Raw genomic sequence first — 19,767 nt, forward strand, 5'->3', positions numbered from 1 at the left:
TCCATATTGGCAATATGGTTTTTCCTGTGATAAACTAAAGCTAATAAGTATATACTGAAAAATAGCAAAGATGCAGCCAACATCCTCACTCTTTTACAACAGCCGCTTATAGGGGCGGTAGTTGTAGGGTTGGATTAGTAAAATAGACCGCTAACCTTTTCCAGAGGGCGGTCTATTTCTTTTTGTTGAAGGAAAGAATCAAGATCACCAATGTCGCAAATTGAATCATCACATCAATGTATCTTTAACCTCCACAGGCATCACCTCCTTTGCAGGAGACTAGCCGAACGTGTTCTACCTTTACTCCTCCGTTGTTTTCTTCCCCCATACTAATTTCATTATAAAAAATATAATGGTCAGCATGATGACAAGCAATGCCATCTGCAAGCCATAACGATGGATTAGTTCTCCTACTGCCTGTACATGATCGCCAAAGATACGTCCGAGTAGAAAGAAGATCAGCGTCCAGATCAAACCCGTTGAATAAGAGAAGAGGGCGTAGCGCTTGAAGCTCATTTTATTGATTCCGACAATATAAGGAATAATGTGACGGACGATCGGCAGCAAATAACTGATGCAAATAGTGAAGTTTCCATACTTATGTATCAATTTTTCCGAAAACGTAATGTACTTGTCCATTTTTTTCTTCCGGCGTAAACGTTCTAGAATCGGTGTGCCCACGGTTCTCCCCAATACATAACCTAAGGACAAGCCTGATATAACCCCAAGATATACAATTAAAAAAGCGGGTAACGGGTGAAGTATGCCCATGCCTGTTACAGCCCCGCCAGTCATCACAATGACTTCATCCGGGATGGGCAGACCCACAATCCCCAGCCATAGAGAAAAGAATAATGCTGCATAGCCGTATTGTTCGATGATGGAAATTAAATATTCCACGTCCATACCCGTACTCCTTTCTTAAGCTTTCTTTCGGCATACATACACGAATGCGGGTGGAACATTCATGGGCACAAACTTGATTTCTTCAATATCAAACCATTCACCTAACTGCTGCTTCATCTGTTTAGAGTATTGAAAGGCCACAAACATTCCTCCATCCCTGAGCGATAGATGAATTTGTTCTACAATTTGATTCCGCATCGCTTGTGGAAAATTGAAAAAAGGCAGCCCGCTGATTATGCAGTCAAGCTGTTCTATTTGAGCATTTTTCATAGCAAGCTGAAGCTCACGCGAGTCGGAATAGCATAGATAATTCGGGAATCTTCTTTTTAAACTCTGCTGCATGGTTTGGTCTTTCTCAAAGAGTAAAACCTTAGGTTGAAATTCAGCAGCAGACGGGATGTATTGAGTAATAGCCCCTGTTCCAGCACCAAGCTCGGCAACAGCATGAACTTCACTCCATGGAATGGATTCTATCATATTTTTAGCTAAAAATCTGGAACTTGGTGTTACACTACCCACGTATGCAGGCGAGTACAAAAATTTGACCAGGAACATAAGTCTCTCGTGAACCAAATGGCTAATACGGATCATACATCATTTCCCTACTTTCAATTTTTAAAATACGTTCATTTATTCTTTGCTAAGAGTAACAAATTATCCCTTTACTTACTCCTGTCTCAAGTAGGGTTGATCCCCCCGTCTTGCGGAGGGTATTTTCCTTGACTATGGTCTAGGAAATAATAAAAGGGTTACGGTATTAATGAGTCTGTATTGATTCAGTTATCATTCAGCATACCCTCAGGTTGCATTCAGATTTGCTACCGATGAAAGGTAGGTGGGCAGCCAAAAACATTATGTACACTGAGAGGGGATCTATTTTGTCACTATCCATTAACAGACATCTTATCACGACTTCCTATGATCATTCGAATACGGTGAAGTCACATGAGAATGGACTAAATACCGCGGGTCATACCACACACAAGAAATCTAACGATTCACTCGAATTGAGTAAGGAATTCATGGAATACACGGGAGGAATGCAGGCTCCGCTTCCTACGAATGCCACAGATGAAGAAATATCGGCTTTATTCGATAAAATCGCTAAGACTTTTGAACAATCTGTATCATCGTAGTCATAGTCATTAGAGTGCAACACCATAGCTTAGAACCGGTTAGCCCACACGTGTAAACTCATACTTTTATAAAGGGGAAATCTCGTATGAACATTTCATCCACATCCAGCAGTTCTATATCTATTTCAAGCACTTCATCTTCATCCAGTACCAACGATACAGCTAGTCTGGAAAAGCAAAAAGCTCAACTTGAAGCGGAGTACAACAAGGTACAGCAAAGTAAGGATAATAAAGATACAAAAGAAACAAAAATGAAGCAGCTTCAGCAACAAATTAAACAGATTGAAGCTCAAATTGCACAGCAAAGTTCGCAATCCAGCAGTACGTCAACTCCAAAAATGGAAAAGCCCGCTCCAAGTAACACAGAAACAACTCGTATCAACAGCGCTAACAGCAGCGATATTACGGGAATTGGGAGATCACTGGATATTTCAATTTAATCATCCCCTCTCTTCTCCTGTATGGCAGACGATGGATATAAAGGATAGCAGGTTCTCCGTTTCAGAGGGGCCTGCTTTTTTCGTTACTAAATATTTTGCATGAATCCAGGGAACGACTTTAATCAGCGATATTTAGATTAGAATAATTCTGTCCATCTAAATTGAATCATGTGACTAAACATAGAAAAGTATATACAATATATAACAGTAGGAAGATGAAAGTATTTTAACCCTATTATTTTCTATATTTAAATCAGTAAGTGCTAGTAATCATTTCAAATTGGAGGATTTATGCCATGACGCTGGAACCTCAGATGAATCGAAGTAGTAGAGATGAAGCGCGTTTAGTCAGAAACAAGTTGATTGAGTTTAATGCGAAACACGTTCCAGCAGATATTCGAACCCAATACGAAGAGATTAATCTTACGCTTAAAAATGAAGACGGTCAGGTGATAGGCGGTCTCCTAAGTGTACTATGTTGGAACTGGGTGGAGGTTGATATTTTGTGGGTAGATCAGAGCTACAGAGGAAAGGGCTACGGTTCACAACTACTTGGTGAAATTGAACAAATTGCTAAAAAAAAAGGGTGTGATTTTATACAACTTAATACCTTTACTTTCCAAGCGCCCGAATTCTATGAAAAGCAGGGGTATGAAGTCGTTGGTGTCATTGACGATGCTCCGAGAGGCTTTAAACACTATTATTATAAGAAAAATATACTGAGGACTCTATAGATGCGCGTACAGATCAAGGAAATAAATAAAGATCAGCATATCATCATTCGTAGTATTGGCGAGGAAAAAGTATACGGCTACTGGACATATTTTTGGCATGAACTGACCTCCGGATATGCGTATGTTGTCCCCTATGAACATAGCTTGAATAAGATGATTCCCGGTTGTGTAATTTCGGTCGAGACTTCTCAGTCCAGTATAGAGGGGTTCAGAAGGCTGAAGTCTACTGAAGAGACAGGGATTTTTCGACCTCAACCAAAGCTAGGCGACTATTGGATTCAAGGAACGATACATCAAGTGATGCAAGGCGAAGCAGACGAGATAGAATGTGTGGAGATTGTAGTAGGAGACACTACGTTTATTTTGGATTCTGAAGAAATGAATGGTGATGTCAACGTTAAAGCGGGCGACGGTGTCGCCTTTGAAATCATAGGCCTACAGTTGTTTGACGAGGGACTGTGAGCGTTCTATAGCGATTGATTCGAAAAGAGGTAACACATGTCTAATGATAATAGTAAATCGAAAACGTTGGGAGCTTTTCTGAAATCACGTCGAAATCGACTTCAACCAGAGCAGGCAGGTCTTAGGCTTTCACAGGGCCCGCGAAGAAGAACACCGGGGCTTCGCCGAGAAGAAGTTGCTATGCTGGCAGGTGTCAGTGCGACGTATTACACATGGCTGGAACAAGGTAGAGAAGTAACAGCATCTAAGGAGATTATCGAAAGTATAGGAGAAGCTCTACAATTAACTCATGATGAGAGAGCGCATCTAATTCAATTGTGGAATCCCAATGAGACGGTTGCGATTTCGCCCATCCAGACAATGCTGAATCCACAGTGGCAACGTATTATTGATCAGTTGTCCTATCCTTCCTTTATCAGCAATGAAAAAGCGGAAGTGCTTGCTTGGAATAGCGCGGCGAATGAGGTGATTACCGATTTTTCTTCCCTGTCCGTTTCTGAACGTGTCATGATTCGTTTATTGTTCGTGGATTCCGAATTACGTCGTCGAATGGTTAACTGGGAAGAATTCGCGTCCTATTCGGTAGCTGTTTTTAGAACCTATTATGACAAGTATTTAGGAGATCCTTGGTTTGAGGAGACGGTAGAACGGCTGCGTGTGGAAAGTATGGAGTTTGACACCATGTGGAAGCAGCATCATATCCAGCTCAAAAAAGTGAATCGGGTTTCCCTTCAAATCCCTGGCGCTGTGGAAGCAGTTTCCTATGATATTAATTCTTTAGCAAGTATTACGGACCAACCGGGTCTGCACTTTTGTATCTACACGCCAGTAAGCCAATCCTCTACCTGGTAATCTTGTTACTAGTATAAACGTACTGTGGTTGCCTTCATAAGGGTCTATTAGAATGAGTACATGTTCATTCCATCCATTTACCCAAAGAAAAGAGGGAACCATGATATGCTGAGAAGGAAATTGGGATGTGAAGGGCTGGAGGTATCAGCTCTGGGCCTTGGCACGATGATGATGCCGAACAACGAGGAGTCGGTGCGCACACTTCAGGGAGCGCTGGACCTTGGTGTAACGCTGTTTGATACAGCAGATCTTTATGGTGAGGAATACGCACAGCAGAAGTTCGGCGGCAATGAGAAGCTAGTTGGACGTGCGCTCAAGGGTCGTCGGGAGGAGGTAGTGATTGCCACTAAATTCGGGATCACACACACTCAGGGACCCAAGGGAGATCCGGCATATATTAAAAAATCCGTAGACGCCAGTCTGTTTCATCTGGGGATTGATTATATCGACCTGTATTATCAGCATCGAGTCGATCCCAATACTCCGATTGAAGAGACCGTCAGAACGATGGCCGATTTGGTTAAGGAAGGGAAAATCCGTTATATCGGCTTGTCGGAAGCGTCGGCTGAACAGATCCGCCGCGCGCATGCGGTGCATCCAATTACCGCAGTAGAAACCGAATATTCCTTGTGGAGCAGAGAAGTGGAAGACGATGTCCTTCCGCTACTAAACGAATTGGGAATCGGCTTCGTCCCCTACAGTCCACTGGGTCGAGGTTTCCTCACGGGACAGATCAAAAAATTTGACGATCTGCCAGTGGATGATTACCGCCGTCATTTCCCTCGCTTCCAAGGCGAGAATTTCACCAAAAATCTAGAGGTTGTCCTCCTGATCGAAAAACTGGCTGCCCAAAAAGGTTGTACTTCTGCTCAGTTAGGGCTGGCATGGCTGCTGGCGCAAGGCGACCATATCGTCCCGATTCCAGGAACGAAGAGATTGGAAAGAGTGCGTGAAAATATTGGTGCCCTACAGGTCTCTTTGTCGGAAGCAGAGCTTCAAGAGATCGAGCGTATTTCGCCCAAAGGTTTCGCAGCAGGTTCTCGTTATCCGGAGCGTGCCTAGAAAACGGAGTATTGGCATGATGATTAAGTTTAGGATAAGACCGTTCCTTTCTGGAGCCGCTTGGTAGTACCAGCGGCTCTGCAGAAAGGCGGTCTTTTTTTACTAATTTTGAACGACTTAGGCATGAGTTCTCAAGTCTAGTCTATGGTTAGAGTTATTGCGCTCTACAAAATAACGAGTTAAAGTATGGGAAATGCCATATTTAACCACAGTTTGTCGGTGTGAAAGTAAAACTAGATTTTAGTGAATCGTGAATAAAGAAAGGTATGATCGGATTGACAACAGAAGTGACACATAAAATATATACCATGTGTATGATTCAGGACGGAAGTAAGGTATTGCTTATGAATAGACCCAATCGAAAGGGGTTTCCGGGTTATATTGCTCCAGGAGGAAAAGTAGAGTTTCCAGAAAGCATTGTGAATGGGGCCATTCGTGAAGTAAAGGAAGAAACAGGCTTAGCCGTTACGGAAATTGTATTTAAAGGAATCGACGAATATTGTGACCCAAGCCAAGGGCTGAGATATATGGTCTTTAACTATTTGGCTACAGCCACTGAGGGTGAATTATTAAAAAATCCCCCCGAGGGAGAACTGCTGTGGGTGGATATGAAAGAAGCGCTAAATCTGCCGATGCAGGATTGGTTTAAGCGGAGATTTCCATTGTTTTTTGAGCCAGGAACGTTTGAAGTTAGTTCCGTGTGGCTGGCGGATACAGATGAAACTCTGGAAGCAACGATTAAGAGCTATGGTGTATAGAGATGACGACGACCATATATTTCTCATCTAATCGGCTAGGCGAGGTAACAATTGAACAAGTGCAAAGGATGCTGAATCGTTTTGATTTGGGACGTTTGCTGTCTTACGAAAAAACGGCAGAAGGTGTCCTAGGGCAAACTCTTTATGTTTCCTCAACGGCTGGGCAGTTTGTGCTGAAGGGGAACCCACTTTTTCCAGGGCAATGGGTAGAAGAAAAATTTATGGTGGAGCAAATACAGACGCGGACTCCAATTCCCGTGCCAACACCGTATCTTGTGGATCATACAGAGGACATTTTTGGCTGGAGCTATGCACTTATGCCCCGTCTATACGGTCAGCATATACATACACCTGAGTTGCAAGCAAAGCTGACCTCGCTGGATAAACAGCAAATGGTTGAAATGCTTGCTACTGTTTTGTTAGAGCTTCATAGATGGAAGGTTAAGAACAGTGGAGAGCTGGATACAACAACTCTAGGCATTCGTCCTTTTGAAGTCTCTTATCGAGTATGGTTGTATGGACGAATTCGCTATTGGCTAGAGGATGCCAAAAAATACTCGAACATTTCTGTACAGGATATGGAATGGGTAGAGGAAATATTGGAAGGCTCCCGTCAAGCATTCGATCAGCTGGAAGCTGCCACTTTCGTGATGGGGGATTTTAAACCGCAAAATTTCCTTGTGCAGAATGGGAATAAGGGCTGGGGAGTCAGTGGTCTTTTTGATTTTACGACAGCCTATTTTGGGGATGGGGTTGCAGATCTTCCGAAAATAACCATCATGTATCTGGAGAACGGCGAAGAAGAATTGGCAAAAGGTTTTCTTACTGCTTACGCACAAGGGATGGAAGCTAAAGAAGGATTTACTGAGCGTTTCCGGGTGCATATGCTGCATCAGCAGGTTCTAAACTGGGGATGTGCCAAAGCGATGAAGCAAATCACTTGGGATGATAAGCTCTCTTTTGCAGATTGGGCGCAAAAATTCATGGATATTGAGGTATAAAGCAATAGCAGACAAATTGAGTGTTTAAAGAGGAGGTAGTGAGTGGGATGCAGACTGTCAGATTGGTAAAGCCGGATCAGGACTGGAAGGAAGCTTATCTTTCATTTTATGAGGAATGGAAACAGAGCCAGGAGCATATGGTACCTTGGGTGATCTCTGTAGAGCCGTACGATTTTGAAGGTATGCTGACGTTTTTAAGTAATCAGGAAAATGGAATGAACCTGTCTGAAGGCTGGGTTAAAAGCTCCACATACTGGCTTGTGAATGCGAATGAACAGGTTGTGGGAGCGGTGAATATCAGGCATGACCTTAACGAACACCTAATGAATGCCGGAGGTCATATCGGTTACGGTATCCGTCCTTCTGCACGAGGGAACAGGTACGCTGTTACAATGCTGGCCTTGGCGCTGGAAAAAGCAAAAGAGCTGGGGATTTCCCGAGTCCTGGTCGTATGCGACTCCGATAATATTGCCTCCAAAAAAACAATCATACAAAACGGCGGAATGTCGGACAAGGATTACATAGAGGAAGACGGAAACCGTGTAAACCGGTTTTGGATCGAACTGTGAGTGAGAAAGAGGGGAACGCGAGAAGCTCATGAAATTATGGCCTGAATATGCGCAAAATATCATTGTTGGTGTTATTTTTGAAGGAAAATGGAATTGGTATGTGACGGCAAGAGAATATTGGTTTTTGAATACCGAGATGGAGGAACGGTTTGGTATCCCTATTTTGGATGAAACCACAGCAGGAGCATTTTTGGATCACATCTGTGAATATAAGGTGGCTACAGGGGAACTAACTTCAATGCTCCAGTTGCTGGATGATGCTATTCACCATCAGGATGAAGTGTTGGAGTTCTATCCTGCTCTGTATGTTAACTTTGATGAGAAAGTTCTCTATTCGCTATTTCCTGAGCCAGCTTCGTTTGAACACTATGTCCCAGTGGGGTGGAAAGGGGAATATCAAAACTTTTTGAACAGGGTACCTTCACCTGAACAGTATTGGATGATCGGTGGAAGTAACTTTTTTGAAACATTCACTTGATAGAACGAAAGAGGAAATGAATATATGGATGCTTCCATGCATGAGTAGCTATATTAACCCATAAAATGTAGTTCTAAGGTCACGAAAACCTCTCCAAGGGCCATGTTTTTATTTTCTAATTGATATTGATAATTATTATCACTTATAATAAGAGCAGACATATTACGCTATGATAGGGAGAGTTGCAGAGTGGCAGTGTCCTTGGAATTATATGATGTAACGATCATCGGCGGTGGTCCTGCCGGTATGTATACCGCATTTTACAGTGGAATGAGAGATATCAAGACCAAGCTGATCGAAGCCAAGCATGAGCTGGGCGGACGGATGCGCATATACCCAGAGAAGATGATATGGGATGTCGGAGGGGTCACCCCGGTTTTATGTGAAAAGCTGATTGATCAGCTGGAGCAGCAAGCGCGGACGTTCGAGCCTACCATTGTGCTGGGGCAGCAGATCACTGGTTTGGATCGGCAAGAGGATGGCACGTTCCTGCTAACTTCTGCCACAGGGGAACAGCATTGGACACGCACGATCGTTCTGGCAGTAGGCTATGGTATTCTCAAAATGGCTAAGCTGGAGATTGAGGGGGCGGACCGCTATGAGGTTACGAACCTGCATTATACTGTACAAGAGCTAGAGCCATTTCGGGGCAAGCACGTCCTGATTTCCGGTGGGGGCGACTCAGCAGTGGATTGGGCGAATGAGCTGGAGTCTATTGCGGCGAGTGTGACCGTCGTACATCGTCGGGATCACTTTGGCGGACATGAGAAAAATGTAGCTCGTATGAAGTCATCTTCGGTCCGTGTTCTCACACCATACGCGGTAAGTCAGCTACATAGTAACAATGGAGAGACGATTGAACAGGTGACGATCAGTCATATAGATACGGACGAAATACAGGTGTTGAATGTCGATGCAGTCATTGTAAATCATGGACTAAAATCCGATTTCGGCCCGCTTCGGAATTGGGGACTGGATATGGGGGAGTGGCATGCCCGAGTGAGCGAAAAGCTGGAAACGAATCTGCCGGGGATTTTCGCGGCAGGCGATTTTGTCGAGTACGGAAGTAAGCTGTATCTGATTGCCGGTGCGTTCACAGATGCTGCCCTTGCACTAAACAGCGCCAAGCTGTACATTGATCCGGCAGCTGACAAAGCGGCATATGTATCTTCTCATAACAGCCGCTTTAAGGAGAAGAACCGCGAGCTTGGTGTCGTGGAGTAGAGTAAGATACGGAATTAAGTTATATAGGATTAGAGATAGGGTAGGGAAAATGTAAAAGAACTTCCGCGACTACGATTGATGTGGTTTGCATTAAAAAATCAAACGAACCTACCATAGAAAGTATGGACTGGATTGAAAGGTGACATATGAAGAGACGAACGGAGCAACAGGAAGCGATTTGTGCAGATATTATTCAAAAGGCAGAGCCCTTTGTACAGCAGCAGTTGGAGCATGATCATAGTGGTCACGATTGGTGGCATATAGACCGGGTGAGAAAGCTGTCTCTTAAAATTGCTGCCAAAGAGGGCGCAGATTCATTTATTTGTGAACTGGCAGCACTGCTGCATGATGTAGCGGATGAAAAATTAAATGATTCCAAACAAGCCGGGCTGGATAAAGTAGAGCAGTGGCTGCTTCTGCATGTAAGTGATCTGGATATAATCGCGCACGTGATGACTATTATTGCTACGATGTCCTACAATGGTGGACAAAACCCGCCCATGGAGACGCTGGAGGGTCAAGTTGTGCAGGATGCGGATCGGTTAGATGCTCTTGGAGCAATTGGGATTGCAAGAACCTTTATGTATGCAGGCTCAAAAGGCAGTATGATGCATCACCCGGATAAAGATTTTTCACAGCATGAGTATCGTGCCGCAGGTAAAAGTGCCATATACCATTTTTACGAAAAGCTGCTCAAGCTCCAGGATTTAATGAATACCACTTATGCCCGAGAGCTGGCGGAGGTTCGGCATCAATGGATGGAGCTGTACCTGGAGCAGTTCTATAGAGAATGGAATGTGGATGATGTTCAGCAGAGAGAGGAAGGCTGATGCTTCTTAGATGCAGTGATTCCAAGGAAAAAAGCTCACCTTTTTAATAAATATTAGAAAAAATATTGCAATGCACTGATTTCTCTCCTACTATTGATAATAGTTATCATTGATAATGATAACTATTATCTGTAATCAAGCAGTAGAGGGGAGCCATTCAGGTTATGAAGAAGTTTGCAGTAGGGGTGTGTACTTTATTATCGGCAAGTTTGTTGTTGACAGCGTGTGGTGGAAAAGTGCAGGAGGTGGATAGCTCGGCTCAAACGAATTCCAATGCATCGACACAGACGTCAGTTTCCGACGGAGAAAGTGCCAAGACGATTACATATCTAGATAAGACTTATAAGCTGACCAAGACGGATCATATTATTGTAGCAAGTCTGGAAGCGATGGAAGATGCGGCTGTCCTGGGAGTAAAGCCGACTGGGGCGGTTACTTCGGGAGGAAAATTCCCCGAATACATGGAAAAAGCGATGGAAGGAGCCGCAGATGTTGGTGACCGAATGCAGCCTAGTGCTGAAACGATCCTGAAACTGAAGGCAGATGTGATTCTTGGGAGCTCCAAATTTCGACCTGCGGTGGCAGAACAGCTGGGGAAGGTCGCTACATTGATTCCAGTATCTCATATTTCAACGAACTGGGAAGCGAACCTGCTCATGTTGGGGCAACTTACGGGCAAAGAGGCGAAGGCGAAAGAGATACTGAACAAGTACAAGCGAGATGCTCAGGCGGCCCAACAGAAGCTCAAGCCATTATGGGAAAACAAAAAGGTGCTTATGGTACGGATTCGTACAGGTAATCTGTATGTATATCCTGCAGATGTATATTTCAATCCTTCGCTATATGTTGATCTGGGAGCTAAGGTACCGGAAGAGTTAAATACAGTAAAGGCACAAGAGGCAGTTTCTTTGGAGAAGTTGGCTGATATGAACCCTGATTATCTGTTCGTGCAATTCTCAGAAGGAGAGAACAAGGATCAGCCGCAGGCATTAGCAGATCTGGAGAAAAATCCGATTTGGAGCAGTATCAGCGCCGTAAAGAATGGGAAAACCTTCGTCAACATCGTAGATCCCAATGCTCAAGGCGGTACTTCATGGAGCAAACTAGCCTTTTTGGAAGCGGTTATGAACCGACTTTCGCAGTAAAGGTAGGAACATGGGAAAAAAATTAATCTCTCCTTACCTTATCATCTTCGTCTCTCCCTTGTTTATCGTGTTAACGTTACTGCTGTCTGTGATGTACGGAGCCAAGACGATAGAATGGGAGACGGTAATTGCTACCTTTTTCCATTTTGATGCTGGGAATGTAGATCATCAGGTCGTATTAAACTCTCGTCTGCCTAGAGCGGTCGGCTCTATATTGATTGGTGCTTTTCTCGCGATTTCAGGAGCCATTATGCAGGGAATGACGCGGAATTTCTTGGCTTCACCCTCCATTATGGGCGTGTCAGATGGAGCGGCATTTGTGATCACCTTAATGATGATCCTCGCGCCGAACTCCACTTCGATGGGGCTGATCGGCAGTTCTTTTGTAGGATCGGCTCTTGGGGTAGCTATTGTATTCGGTTTAGCCTGGATGATTCCCGGGGGTCTTGCTCCGGTTCGTATGGCCATTTTGGGAACAATCATCGGCACGTTTTTAAGCAGCCTGTCGGCCGTTCTTTCCATTTATTTTAATGTATCGCAAAATGTAAGCTTCTGGTTTAACGCACGACTGCATCAGATGGATCCCGGGATGATCCAATTGGCAATTCCCTTTGCTCTTGTGGCAGTTGTGGGGGCGATGCTGCTGGCCAAGCCAATAACACTACTGTCGCTAGGCGACGACGTGGCCACAGGCCTGGGACAGCGGTCATTACCGGTCAAGCTGGGGGCGATGCTCTGTGTAGCATTGCTGACGGGTGTTTCTGTTGCGCTGGCAGGAAAAATTGCTTTTGTTGGCTTATTGATTCCGCACATCACCCGATATTTAATCGGAGTAGATTACCGTTGGGTCATTCCATGCTCTGGTTTGATCGGTGGCGTTTTTTTGGGTATGTCTGATGTGTTGAGCCGTTTTCTAAATTATCCGTTTGAAACGCCTATTGGTGTGGTTACCTCAGTCATTGGCATCCCTTTCTTTCTGTACTTAATACGTAGAAAAGGAGGGGGAGAGCATGCGTAAAATCAGTGCAAAACGCCTGTGGCTCGTACTTTTAAGCGTGGCTGCGCTCATTTTAGCAGCCTCCTATATTAGTCTGACCCATGGGGAGTTTGACATGACTCTGCAGGAAGTGGTTCAGACGTTGTTCCGTATTCATCCTACTCCGCAGTTGGATTTGGTAATTTTTGATTTTCGGCTACCTCGTATTGTGATTGCCGCCTTGGTCGGTCTGGGGCTGGGGATTGCTGGGGCGGCGGTACAGGGAGTTACACGGAATGGCTTGGCTGATCCCGGCATTTTGGGCATTAATGCAGGGGCGGGGGCAGCCATCGTCATATTTATGTTCTTTTACCAAGGACAGATGGAAACGACAGGCTGGACTGCGGCGTTGGCTATGCCCTTTTTTGGCTTGATTGGAGGATTGATGGCTGCCCTGCTGATCTATTTGTTTGCATGGAAAGCAGGACGCCTGGATCCACAGCGGCTGCTTCTCGTAGGTATCGCGATTGGCTCTGGCTTCGGTTCCTTAAGCTTATATCTATCGCTGAAAATGAAAGCCTCGGATTTCGAGATGGCGACAGTATGGATGTCGGGCAGTATTTGGAGTGCGGATTGGAAGCTGGTTGCCGCCGTAATTCCGTGGCTTGTCATTTTGATCCCTGTTATTTGGTTGAAATCGTATGTTCTGGATCTATTTCAATTGCATGAACATACAGCTAAAAGTCTCGGCGTTGCGACCGAAAAGGAAAAGTCTATTCTTCTGCTGTCCAGCATTGGACTGGTGAGTGCCTGTGTGTCTGTTTCAGGAGGAATAGGCTTTGTAGGATTATTGTCCCCTCATATCGCCAGAAGATTGGTTGGCCTTCATCATCGTCTTGTGATTCCCGTATGCGGCATGGTGGGTATGGTGCTGGTACTGTTGTCTGATTTTGTTGCCAAAACGGTGGTTGCGCCTGCGGAAATTCCCGTTGGGCTGATTATTGCGGTGATCGGGGTCCCTTATTTTGTAGTCTTGCTCATGAAAAAAACGGCCTAATTGAATTGAAATTGAGGTTCTATAGGAGGTTATTCCCGTGAAAGACCTATTTACGCATGTTCATCGTTCCAGTGATGCACATGGAGCTGTGTACGTTCCTCGAAGTCAGCATCGAGTGATGTATTCACAGGCTGAAAACCGTGAGTATCATATTTATATTGCGATCCCTGCTGAAGAACCTCCTGTATCCGGGTATCCAATTATTTATGTACTGGATGCCAATTCTGTTTTTGGAACCCTGGTGGAAGCGGTGCGTGTTCAGGGCAGACGACCCGACAAAACGGGTGTTGTCCCAGCTATCGTTGTAGGAATAGGCTACCCAACAGAAGCTCCGTTCCATCCTTCTCGATATTACGATCTTACACTACCAAGGACGGCAGTAGAGCTTCCTGTAAGACCAAACGGAGAAGCACCTATTGAAAGCGGGGGAGCCGAGCATTTCCTGTCATTTATTGAAGATGAGCTAAAGCCTAAAATGGAGCGTGATTTTCACATCGATCGCAGCCGACAAACGATCTTCGGTCATTCATTAGGGGGCCTGTTCGTATTACATACCCTGTTTACAAGACCCGGCTCTTTTCAGATCTATGTGGCGGGAAGTCCCTCTATTCACTGGGGTGGGAGGGCCATTATGGAGGAAGAGAAACACTTTTTAGCCTCCACAGATCAGGAACAGCGGAACAAAAGGCTGTTGATTGCGGTGGGTGAGCTGGAAGCAGGACATTCAAGTGGTATGCAGGAAAAGGCCAGGGAGCTTGCCGAGCGTTTAACAAATGTGAATGATTCGGGCTTGCATGTAGAATTCCGTGAATTTGCAGATGAAGGCCATATATCCGTGTTGCCAGTACTGGTGAGCAGAGCCGTTCGTTTTGCTTCGGTTTGTCACTAAAACTATAAAAAGAATCAAAAAATGAAGATATATAAAGGGATATAGAGTATAAAAAGGGATAAAATTCAAAAAAACCTCTCCAATGCTAGCAGGAGAGGTTTTTTTGAATTGATAATTTTCTTAAATGTACAAATATGGACTAAAACAGACGATTTTCAACATTGACTGTAATTGATGGTTTAGTTATCATATTTTGTAACTCTTAATTGATAATGATTATCATTATTAGTTATTTAAATTCAAAATGAATGATGATTACAGCAGAAACTGAGCGTTAAACTGCTTCTTTTGATTTCGCTGGAAAGGGTGGAATGAACATGAGTGATGACGGAATACATGGGAAGGTAGCTCTGGTTACAGGTGCTGCCCAAGGTATCGGTGCTGCTGTGGCGCGTTCTCTGGCCGAATTGGGAGCAATCATTGCCGCTGTAGACCGAAACGCAGAAGGTGTGAGCAGGCTGGTAGACGAGCTGGTGCGTGACGGCTATCGTGCAACGGCTTTTCCTGTCGATGTCAGCCATCGTGCGGCTGTCGATGAGACGGTAGAGCAGATTGAGCATCATCTCGGACCAGTTGGCATTTTGGTGAATGTTGCGGGTGTGCTACGAATTGGGCTAGTAGACACGCTCCGTGACAGTGACTGGACGGAAACCTTTGCTGTAAACACAAACGGTGTCTTTTACATATCCCGGGCTGTGGTGAAGCATATGATTCCCCGGAAATCGGGTTCGATTGTCACGGTGGGTTCCAATGCGGGAGCTGTACCTCGTATGTATATGGCAGCTTATGCAGCTTCAAAGGCCGCTTCGGCGATGTTTACTAAATGCTTAGGATTGGAGGTTGCCTGCCATCATATTCGCTGTAATGTGGTGTCCCCAGGTTCTACGGAGACAGAAATGCAGTGGTCCCTGTGGTCTGATGAAAGTGGGGCACAAGCAGCTATTGACGGATCGCCGAACGCTTACAAGGTCGGCATTCCACTGCGAAGGTTGGCTGATCCGGCAGATATCGCGGATGCTGTTGTTTTTCTTGCTTCGGACAAGTCACGCCATATAACGATGCATGATTTGCGCATTGATGGTGGCGCTACGTTAGGTGTCTGAGTGGAATGCAGCAGTCTTGTATGGGAATAGATGATGGCAATCGTGACAGAAAACAATGGAACAGGAGGCAATAACGTATGAAATCCAATACTGCGCTTGAAGTACAAGCGACTCACTTGCTAAAAGATTACAAGCCAGGCTCTTCCTTCTTTTTTGCGTCACCCACCCGGACTTTACTGGCCCAAGGTACGTTGGGGGCATTGCCGCATGGGGAGGCAAGCGATACGGAGGGCGGATTGACCGGGCGTGTAGCCACGTTGCTCGAGAGTGTGCGTCAGTCCCACGGTGGACATCCGATTGTGGTGGGAGCTATTCCCTTTGATGCTTCACGGGCTGCACAGCTTCTGGTTCCGGCAGAGACTCGCTGGGCGGGGCCGCTTCATTCTCACTCTACGAACTGGCACTCCGAGAATGGGAAAGCTGCCGATTCAGCGAATGCTGCCAGCCGTGTGAACCCGACAAAGCTTGGGCAGGCTCCGGACTACGGTATTCGTTCCGTGCCCGATCCGTCGGAGTTTGTACAGGGGGTGGAACAGGCCCTGAAATATATTGCGTCCGGGGAGCTGAACAAAATCGTGCTCTCCAGAACACTACAGCTGGATACTTCGGAACAAGTAGACGTTCCAAGTTATTTGCATAATTTAGCCAGACATAATACCAAGGGCTATACCTTCGCTGTTGATTTACCCGCTTTGGAGGCGGAAGAAGCAGGCTCGGACGGGGCTGTTGTCGGTGTGGAACAGCGAACGCTGATTGGAGCTAGCCCCGAGCTGCTCGTTTCCCGAGAGGGGCTGCATCTGACGGTTAATCCGCTGGCTGGCTCTGCACCTCGCAGTGATGATCCTGTCGAAGATAAGCTGCGGGCTGCGGCATTGCTGGAATCAGTCAAGGACCGGCATGAGCACGCGGTAGTCGTTGAAGCGGTGGCCTTGGCACTCAGACCGCTATGCCGGAGACTGGATGTGCCGCAGGAGCCTTCGCTGATACAAACAGAGACGATGTGGCATCTTTCGACTGAAATTACGGGGGAATTAGTGGATTTGACGGTTTCATCTTTGGCCGTTGCCCTGGCGCTGCATCCTACGCCAGCCGTATGCGGTTCGCCTACAGAGCAGGCCAAAAAGGTTATCCGAGATATCGAATCGTTTGATCGGGGCTTTTACACGGGAATTGTTGGATGGTGTGATGCAGCCGGAGATGGAGAATGGGTGATTACGATCCGTTGTGCAGAAGCTGCAAAGCATTCCTTGCGTTTGTTTGCAGGGGCAGGCATTGTGGCGGCTTCAAACCCGGAAGACGAACTGGCGGAAACAGCAGCCAAGTTTGGAACCATGCTTCAGGCATTGGGACTGAAGCATGAATAACGAGAACGATACAGAAAGAGGAGGAATATCATGATGTTGCCCGGATGCCCTACATGGCCGCAGGAATTTGCCGAGCGTTACCGGAAGGCAGGCTACTGGGAGGAAGTGACCTTTGGAGAAATGTTGCGGGAGCGTGCAGTATCGCAAGGTGACCGGACGGCAGTGACGGACGGCCAAACAAGTACAAGCTACCGTGAATTGGACGAAAAAGTAGATCGTCTGGCAGCCGGATTTTACCAATTGGGAATTAGATCGACGGATCGGGTCATCGTTCAGTTGCCAAATGTTACGGAGTTTTTTGATGTATGCTTTGCGCTGTTCAGATTGGGGGCGTTACCCATATTCTCGCTTCCGGCTCATCGAAGTAGCGAGATTGCCTATTTCGGTGAATTTTCCGAGGCGGTTGCTTATATCATTCCAGATGTATATTCGGGCTTTGACTATCGTGGACTAGCCAGAGAGGTACAAGCCAGAGTGGCAACCCTGCGTCATGTCATTGTTGTGGGCAAGCCGCAGGAATTTACGGCTCTATCCGGATTGTATATCCAACCTGATCAGTCGTTACCCCAGGTGCTTGCGGGGGATATTGCCTTTCTCCAGCTTTCCGGTGGGAGTACAGGCTTGCCCAAGCTAATTCCAAGGACACACGATGATTATATTTACAGTCTGCGGGGCAGTGTTGAAATATGCGGTCTGGATGAAGATAGCGTGTATTTAGCTGCGCTTCCCATGGCTCACAATTACCCGCTCAGTTCTCCGGGTGTCTTCGGAGCCTTATATGCGGGAGCTAAAATTGTACTTGCGCCTACGCCGAGTCCAGATGATGCTTTTCCATTGATTGAACAGGAGCAGGTGACGATTACTGCTTTGGTCCCGCCGCTTGCGCTGGTATGGCTTGATAGTGCTTCGTCGAGAACCTGTGATTTGTCCAGTCTTCAGGTGCTTCAAGTAGGGGGAGCCAAATTCAATGAGGAGGCTGCTCGTCGCATAAAGCCGGAACTTGGGTGTACCCTGCAACAGGTGTTTGGTATGGCGGAGGGGCTGGTCAATTATACCAGACTGGATGATCCGGAGGATATCATTGTAGCAACTCAGGGACGTCCCATTTCAATCGACGATGAAATTAAAATATTGGATGATGAGGACAAAGAAGTGGCACCGGGAGAGGTAGGCCATTTGCTTACACGCGGACCTTACACGATTCGGGGTTATTATAAGGCGGATCAGCATAATGCAAGAGCATTTACGCGGGATGGATTTTATCGTACGGGCGATTTGGTGAGGTTGAGTCCCGATGGCAATGTGATTGTGGAAGGCCGAGCGAAGGATCAAATTAACCGGGGCGGAGAAAAGGTGGCGGCTGAGGAGATTGAAAATCATTTGCTGGCCCATCCCGGTGTGCATGATGCAGCGATTGTAGCCATGCCTGACGAATATTTGGGTGAACGTTCCTGTGCTTTTATTATCCCGTATGAGATGGTACCGACCGTAACGGAGTTGAAGAAATTTCTGCGTGAACGTGGTTTGGCGGCTTACAAAATTCCTGACAGAATTGAGTTTATAACAGCGTTTCCACAGACCAGTGTAGGCAAGGTTAGTAAAAAAGCATTGCGGGAAATGATTACACAGCAGCTAGCATCTGCACCTGAACCGCATGGAGACATAACGATGAGCAAGAACACATAACGCAAGACAGATACTCGTAATGAAAAATGAAAGGAAGCGATATGATGGCTATTCCTCCAATTTCAGCTTATCCGATGCCGAGTGCTTCGGATATGCCCCAAAATAAAGTGGCATGGCGGCCTGATCCCAGACGTGCAGTGCTATTGATTCATGATATGCAGCAATATTTTGTTACCGCTTTTGAGGCTGGGCAATCTCCGGTCAAGGAGTTGATCGCTAACATCCAGTTGTTGAAAAGCCACTGCCAGCAGCTTGGGATACCTGTAATCTATTCGGCGCAGCCGGGAGGTCAGGCTCCGGAGAAAAGGGGGCTACAGCAGGATTTTTGGGGCAAGGGGATGGATGATGGACCTGTTCAAAAGGAGATTGTGAACGAGCTTGCCCCTTCGGATCAGGATATGGTTATGACGAAATGGAGGTATAGCGCATTTCAAAAAACCAATTTAGACGATATATTGCGGCAATATCATCGCGATCAGATCATGATTACCGGTATTTACGCACATATTGGCTGTCTAATGACCGCGACCGAGGCATTTATGAAGGATATACAGCCTTTTTTTGTAGCTGACGCCTTGGGGGACTTTTCACTGGAATACCACAAAATGGCCCTGACTTACGCTGCTGAGCGTTGCGCGGTTACGATGCTGACTGCCCCCTTGATTGACGAGTTGGAGACTACGAAGGGGGCAGCAACGGAAGGTACTCAGGTGCAAAGTGTAAATATGGCTACAGCTCAGACAGGTATAGCTGACCAGAAGCCTGGTGAAAGAGAAAGCGAGGCAAAGACTTCAGATTCAGCAATGGCTGAAAAGGAAGTGCCTGCGGCTCCGCAGTTAACTGAACAATTGGTACGTGAGCAGGTCGCAGGACTGCTGCAGGAATCAGCGGAAGGATTGGCTACCCACGATAATCTGATGGATAGGGGACTGGATTCGATTCGTATGATGAGTCTTGTGGAAAAATGGCGCCGCTACGGGGCAAGGGTGACGTTCGTGGAGTTGGCTGAACGTCCGACACTTGCTGATTGGTGGAAGCTATTGTCTTCGCGAACTAGGCAGTCAATGCCTAATTTAGACTATTTTTCCCTTTAAA

General features: G+C 46.1%; 22 protein-coding genes. 20 read left to right on the top strand and 2 right to left on the bottom strand.

What is annotated here, in order from left to right; translation table 11 throughout:
* Window positions 1–300: 300 nt before the first annotated feature.
* A complete protein-coding gene (locus MLD56_RS07180) occupies window positions 301–906 on the bottom strand; it encodes a DedA family protein (RefSeq protein ID WP_029516415.1) in 606 nt (201 codons plus the stop codon).
* Between the two features lie 15 nt (window positions 907–921).
* Window positions 922–1,497: a class I SAM-dependent methyltransferase gene (locus MLD56_RS07185; RefSeq protein WP_029516416.1), complete on the bottom strand. Its 576-nt coding sequence runs from the start codon at window positions 1,495–1,497 to the stop codon at window positions 922–924.
* A gap of 287 nt (window positions 1,498–1,784) precedes the next feature.
* Here MLD56_RS07185 and MLD56_RS07190 point away from each other — a divergent pair, with 287 nt between their 5' ends.
* The 20 genes from MLD56_RS07190 (at window position 1,785) to MLD56_RS07285 (ending at window position 19,766) form a co-directional block, all read left to right on the top strand.
* Window positions 1,785–2,042, top strand: coding sequence for a hypothetical protein (locus MLD56_RS07190; RefSeq protein ID WP_029516417.1), 258 nt, complete (start codon window positions 1,785–1,787; stop codon window positions 2,040–2,042).
* An 86-nt stretch (window positions 2,043–2,128) separates the two neighbouring features.
* On the top strand, window positions 2,129–2,482 hold the full coding sequence (locus MLD56_RS07195; RefSeq protein ID WP_029516418.1) for a FlxA-like family protein: 354 nt from the start codon (window positions 2,129–2,131) through the stop codon (window positions 2,480–2,482).
* 296 nt (window positions 2,483–2,778) lie between these two features.
* Window positions 2,779–3,216, top strand: coding sequence for a GNAT family N-acetyltransferase (locus MLD56_RS07200; protein ID WP_029516419.1), 438 nt, complete (start codon window positions 2,779–2,781; stop codon window positions 3,214–3,216).
* Window positions 3,217–3,678 carry a hypothetical protein gene (locus MLD56_RS07205; protein ID WP_029516420.1) on the top strand — a complete coding sequence of 154 codons (462 nt, stop codon included), beginning with the start codon at window positions 3,217–3,219 and terminating at the stop codon, window positions 3,676–3,678. It begins immediately after the preceding gene.
* A 36-nt stretch (window positions 3,679–3,714) separates the two neighbouring features.
* On the top strand, window positions 3,715–4,530 hold the full coding sequence (locus MLD56_RS07210) for a helix-turn-helix transcriptional regulator (RefSeq protein WP_029516421.1): 816 nt from the start codon (window positions 3,715–3,717) through the stop codon (window positions 4,528–4,530).
* 105 nt (window positions 4,531–4,635) lie between these two features.
* On the top strand, window positions 4,636–5,592 hold the full coding sequence (locus tag MLD56_RS07215) for an aldo/keto reductase (protein WP_029516422.1): 957 nt from the start codon (window positions 4,636–4,638) through the stop codon (window positions 5,590–5,592).
* 266 nt (window positions 5,593–5,858) lie between these two features.
* On the top strand, window positions 5,859–6,350 hold the full coding sequence (locus tag MLD56_RS07220) for an 8-oxo-dGTP diphosphatase (protein ID WP_029516423.1): 492 nt from the start codon (window positions 5,859–5,861) through the stop codon (window positions 6,348–6,350).
* Window positions 6,351–6,352: 2 nt separating this feature from the next.
* The gene (locus tag MLD56_RS07225) at window positions 6,353–7,351 is read left to right on the top strand and encodes a phosphotransferase family protein (RefSeq protein WP_039269696.1); all 999 of its coding nucleotides are present in this window, start codon (window positions 6,353–6,355) and stop codon (window positions 7,349–7,351) included.
* A gap of 47 nt (window positions 7,352–7,398) precedes the next feature.
* A complete protein-coding gene (locus MLD56_RS07230) occupies window positions 7,399–7,920 on the top strand; it encodes a GNAT family N-acetyltransferase (RefSeq protein WP_029516424.1) in 522 nt (173 codons plus the stop codon).
* A gap of 28 nt (window positions 7,921–7,948) precedes the next feature.
* Window positions 7,949–8,398 carry a hypothetical protein gene (locus MLD56_RS07235; RefSeq protein ID WP_029516425.1) on the top strand — a complete coding sequence of 150 codons (450 nt, stop codon included), beginning with the start codon at window positions 7,949–7,951 and terminating at the stop codon, window positions 8,396–8,398.
* 189 nt (window positions 8,399–8,587) lie between these two features.
* Window positions 8,588–9,622, top strand: a complete 1,035-nt coding sequence (locus tag MLD56_RS07240) for an NAD(P)/FAD-dependent oxidoreductase (protein WP_029516426.1) — start codon at window positions 8,588–8,590, stop codon at window positions 9,620–9,622.
* Window positions 9,623–9,768: 146 nt separating this feature from the next.
* Window positions 9,769–10,452 (top strand): HD domain-containing protein, encoded by a 684-nt coding sequence (locus MLD56_RS07245; RefSeq protein WP_029516427.1) that lies wholly within the window; start codon window positions 9,769–9,771, stop codon window positions 10,450–10,452.
* 164 nt (window positions 10,453–10,616) lie between these two features.
* On the top strand, window positions 10,617–11,597 hold the full coding sequence (locus tag MLD56_RS07250) for an ABC transporter substrate-binding protein (RefSeq protein WP_029516428.1): 981 nt from the start codon (window positions 10,617–10,619) through the stop codon (window positions 11,595–11,597).
* Between the two features lie 10 nt (window positions 11,598–11,607).
* Window positions 11,608–12,615 (top strand): FecCD family ABC transporter permease, encoded by a 1,008-nt coding sequence (locus MLD56_RS07255; RefSeq protein ID WP_039269698.1) that lies wholly within the window; start codon window positions 11,608–11,610, stop codon window positions 12,613–12,615.
* Window positions 12,608–13,630: a FecCD family ABC transporter permease gene (locus MLD56_RS07260; protein WP_029516431.1), complete on the top strand. Its 1,023-nt coding sequence runs from the start codon at window positions 12,608–12,610 to the stop codon at window positions 13,628–13,630. The genes MLD56_RS07255 and MLD56_RS07260 overlap by 8 nt, the downstream gene beginning before the upstream one ends.
* A 118-nt stretch (window positions 13,631–13,748) precedes the next feature.
* Entirely contained in the window at window positions 13,749–14,519 is a 771-nt protein-coding gene (locus tag MLD56_RS07265; RefSeq protein WP_029516432.1) for an alpha/beta hydrolase, read from the top strand.
* 317 nt (window positions 14,520–14,836) lie between these two features.
* Window positions 14,837–15,622, top strand: coding sequence for a 2,3-dihydro-2,3-dihydroxybenzoate dehydrogenase (locus MLD56_RS07270; RefSeq protein WP_029516433.1), 786 nt, complete (start codon window positions 14,837–14,839; stop codon window positions 15,620–15,622).
* Between the two features lie 77 nt (window positions 15,623–15,699).
* Complete coding sequence (gene dhbC / locus MLD56_RS07275; protein ID WP_029516434.1) at window positions 15,700–16,986, top strand: isochorismate synthase DhbC; 1,287 nt, start codon at window positions 15,700–15,702, stop codon at window positions 16,984–16,986.
* A gap of 33 nt (window positions 16,987–17,019) precedes the next feature.
* Window positions 17,020–18,672 (top strand): (2,3-dihydroxybenzoyl)adenylate synthase, encoded by a 1,653-nt coding sequence (locus tag MLD56_RS07280; protein WP_029516435.1) that lies wholly within the window; start codon window positions 17,020–17,022, stop codon window positions 18,670–18,672.
* A 44-nt stretch (window positions 18,673–18,716) separates the two neighbouring features.
* The gene (locus MLD56_RS07285) at window positions 18,717–19,766 is read left to right on the top strand and encodes an isochorismatase family protein (protein ID WP_029516436.1); all 1,050 of its coding nucleotides are present in this window, start codon (window positions 18,717–18,719) and stop codon (window positions 19,764–19,766) included.
* The last annotated feature ends 1 nt before the right edge of the window (window position 19,767 follow it).

The organism is Paenibacillus peoriae (assembly GCF_022531965.1).
Taxonomy (GTDB): domain Bacteria; phylum Bacillota; class Bacilli; order Paenibacillales; family Paenibacillaceae; genus Paenibacillus; species Paenibacillus polymyxa_D.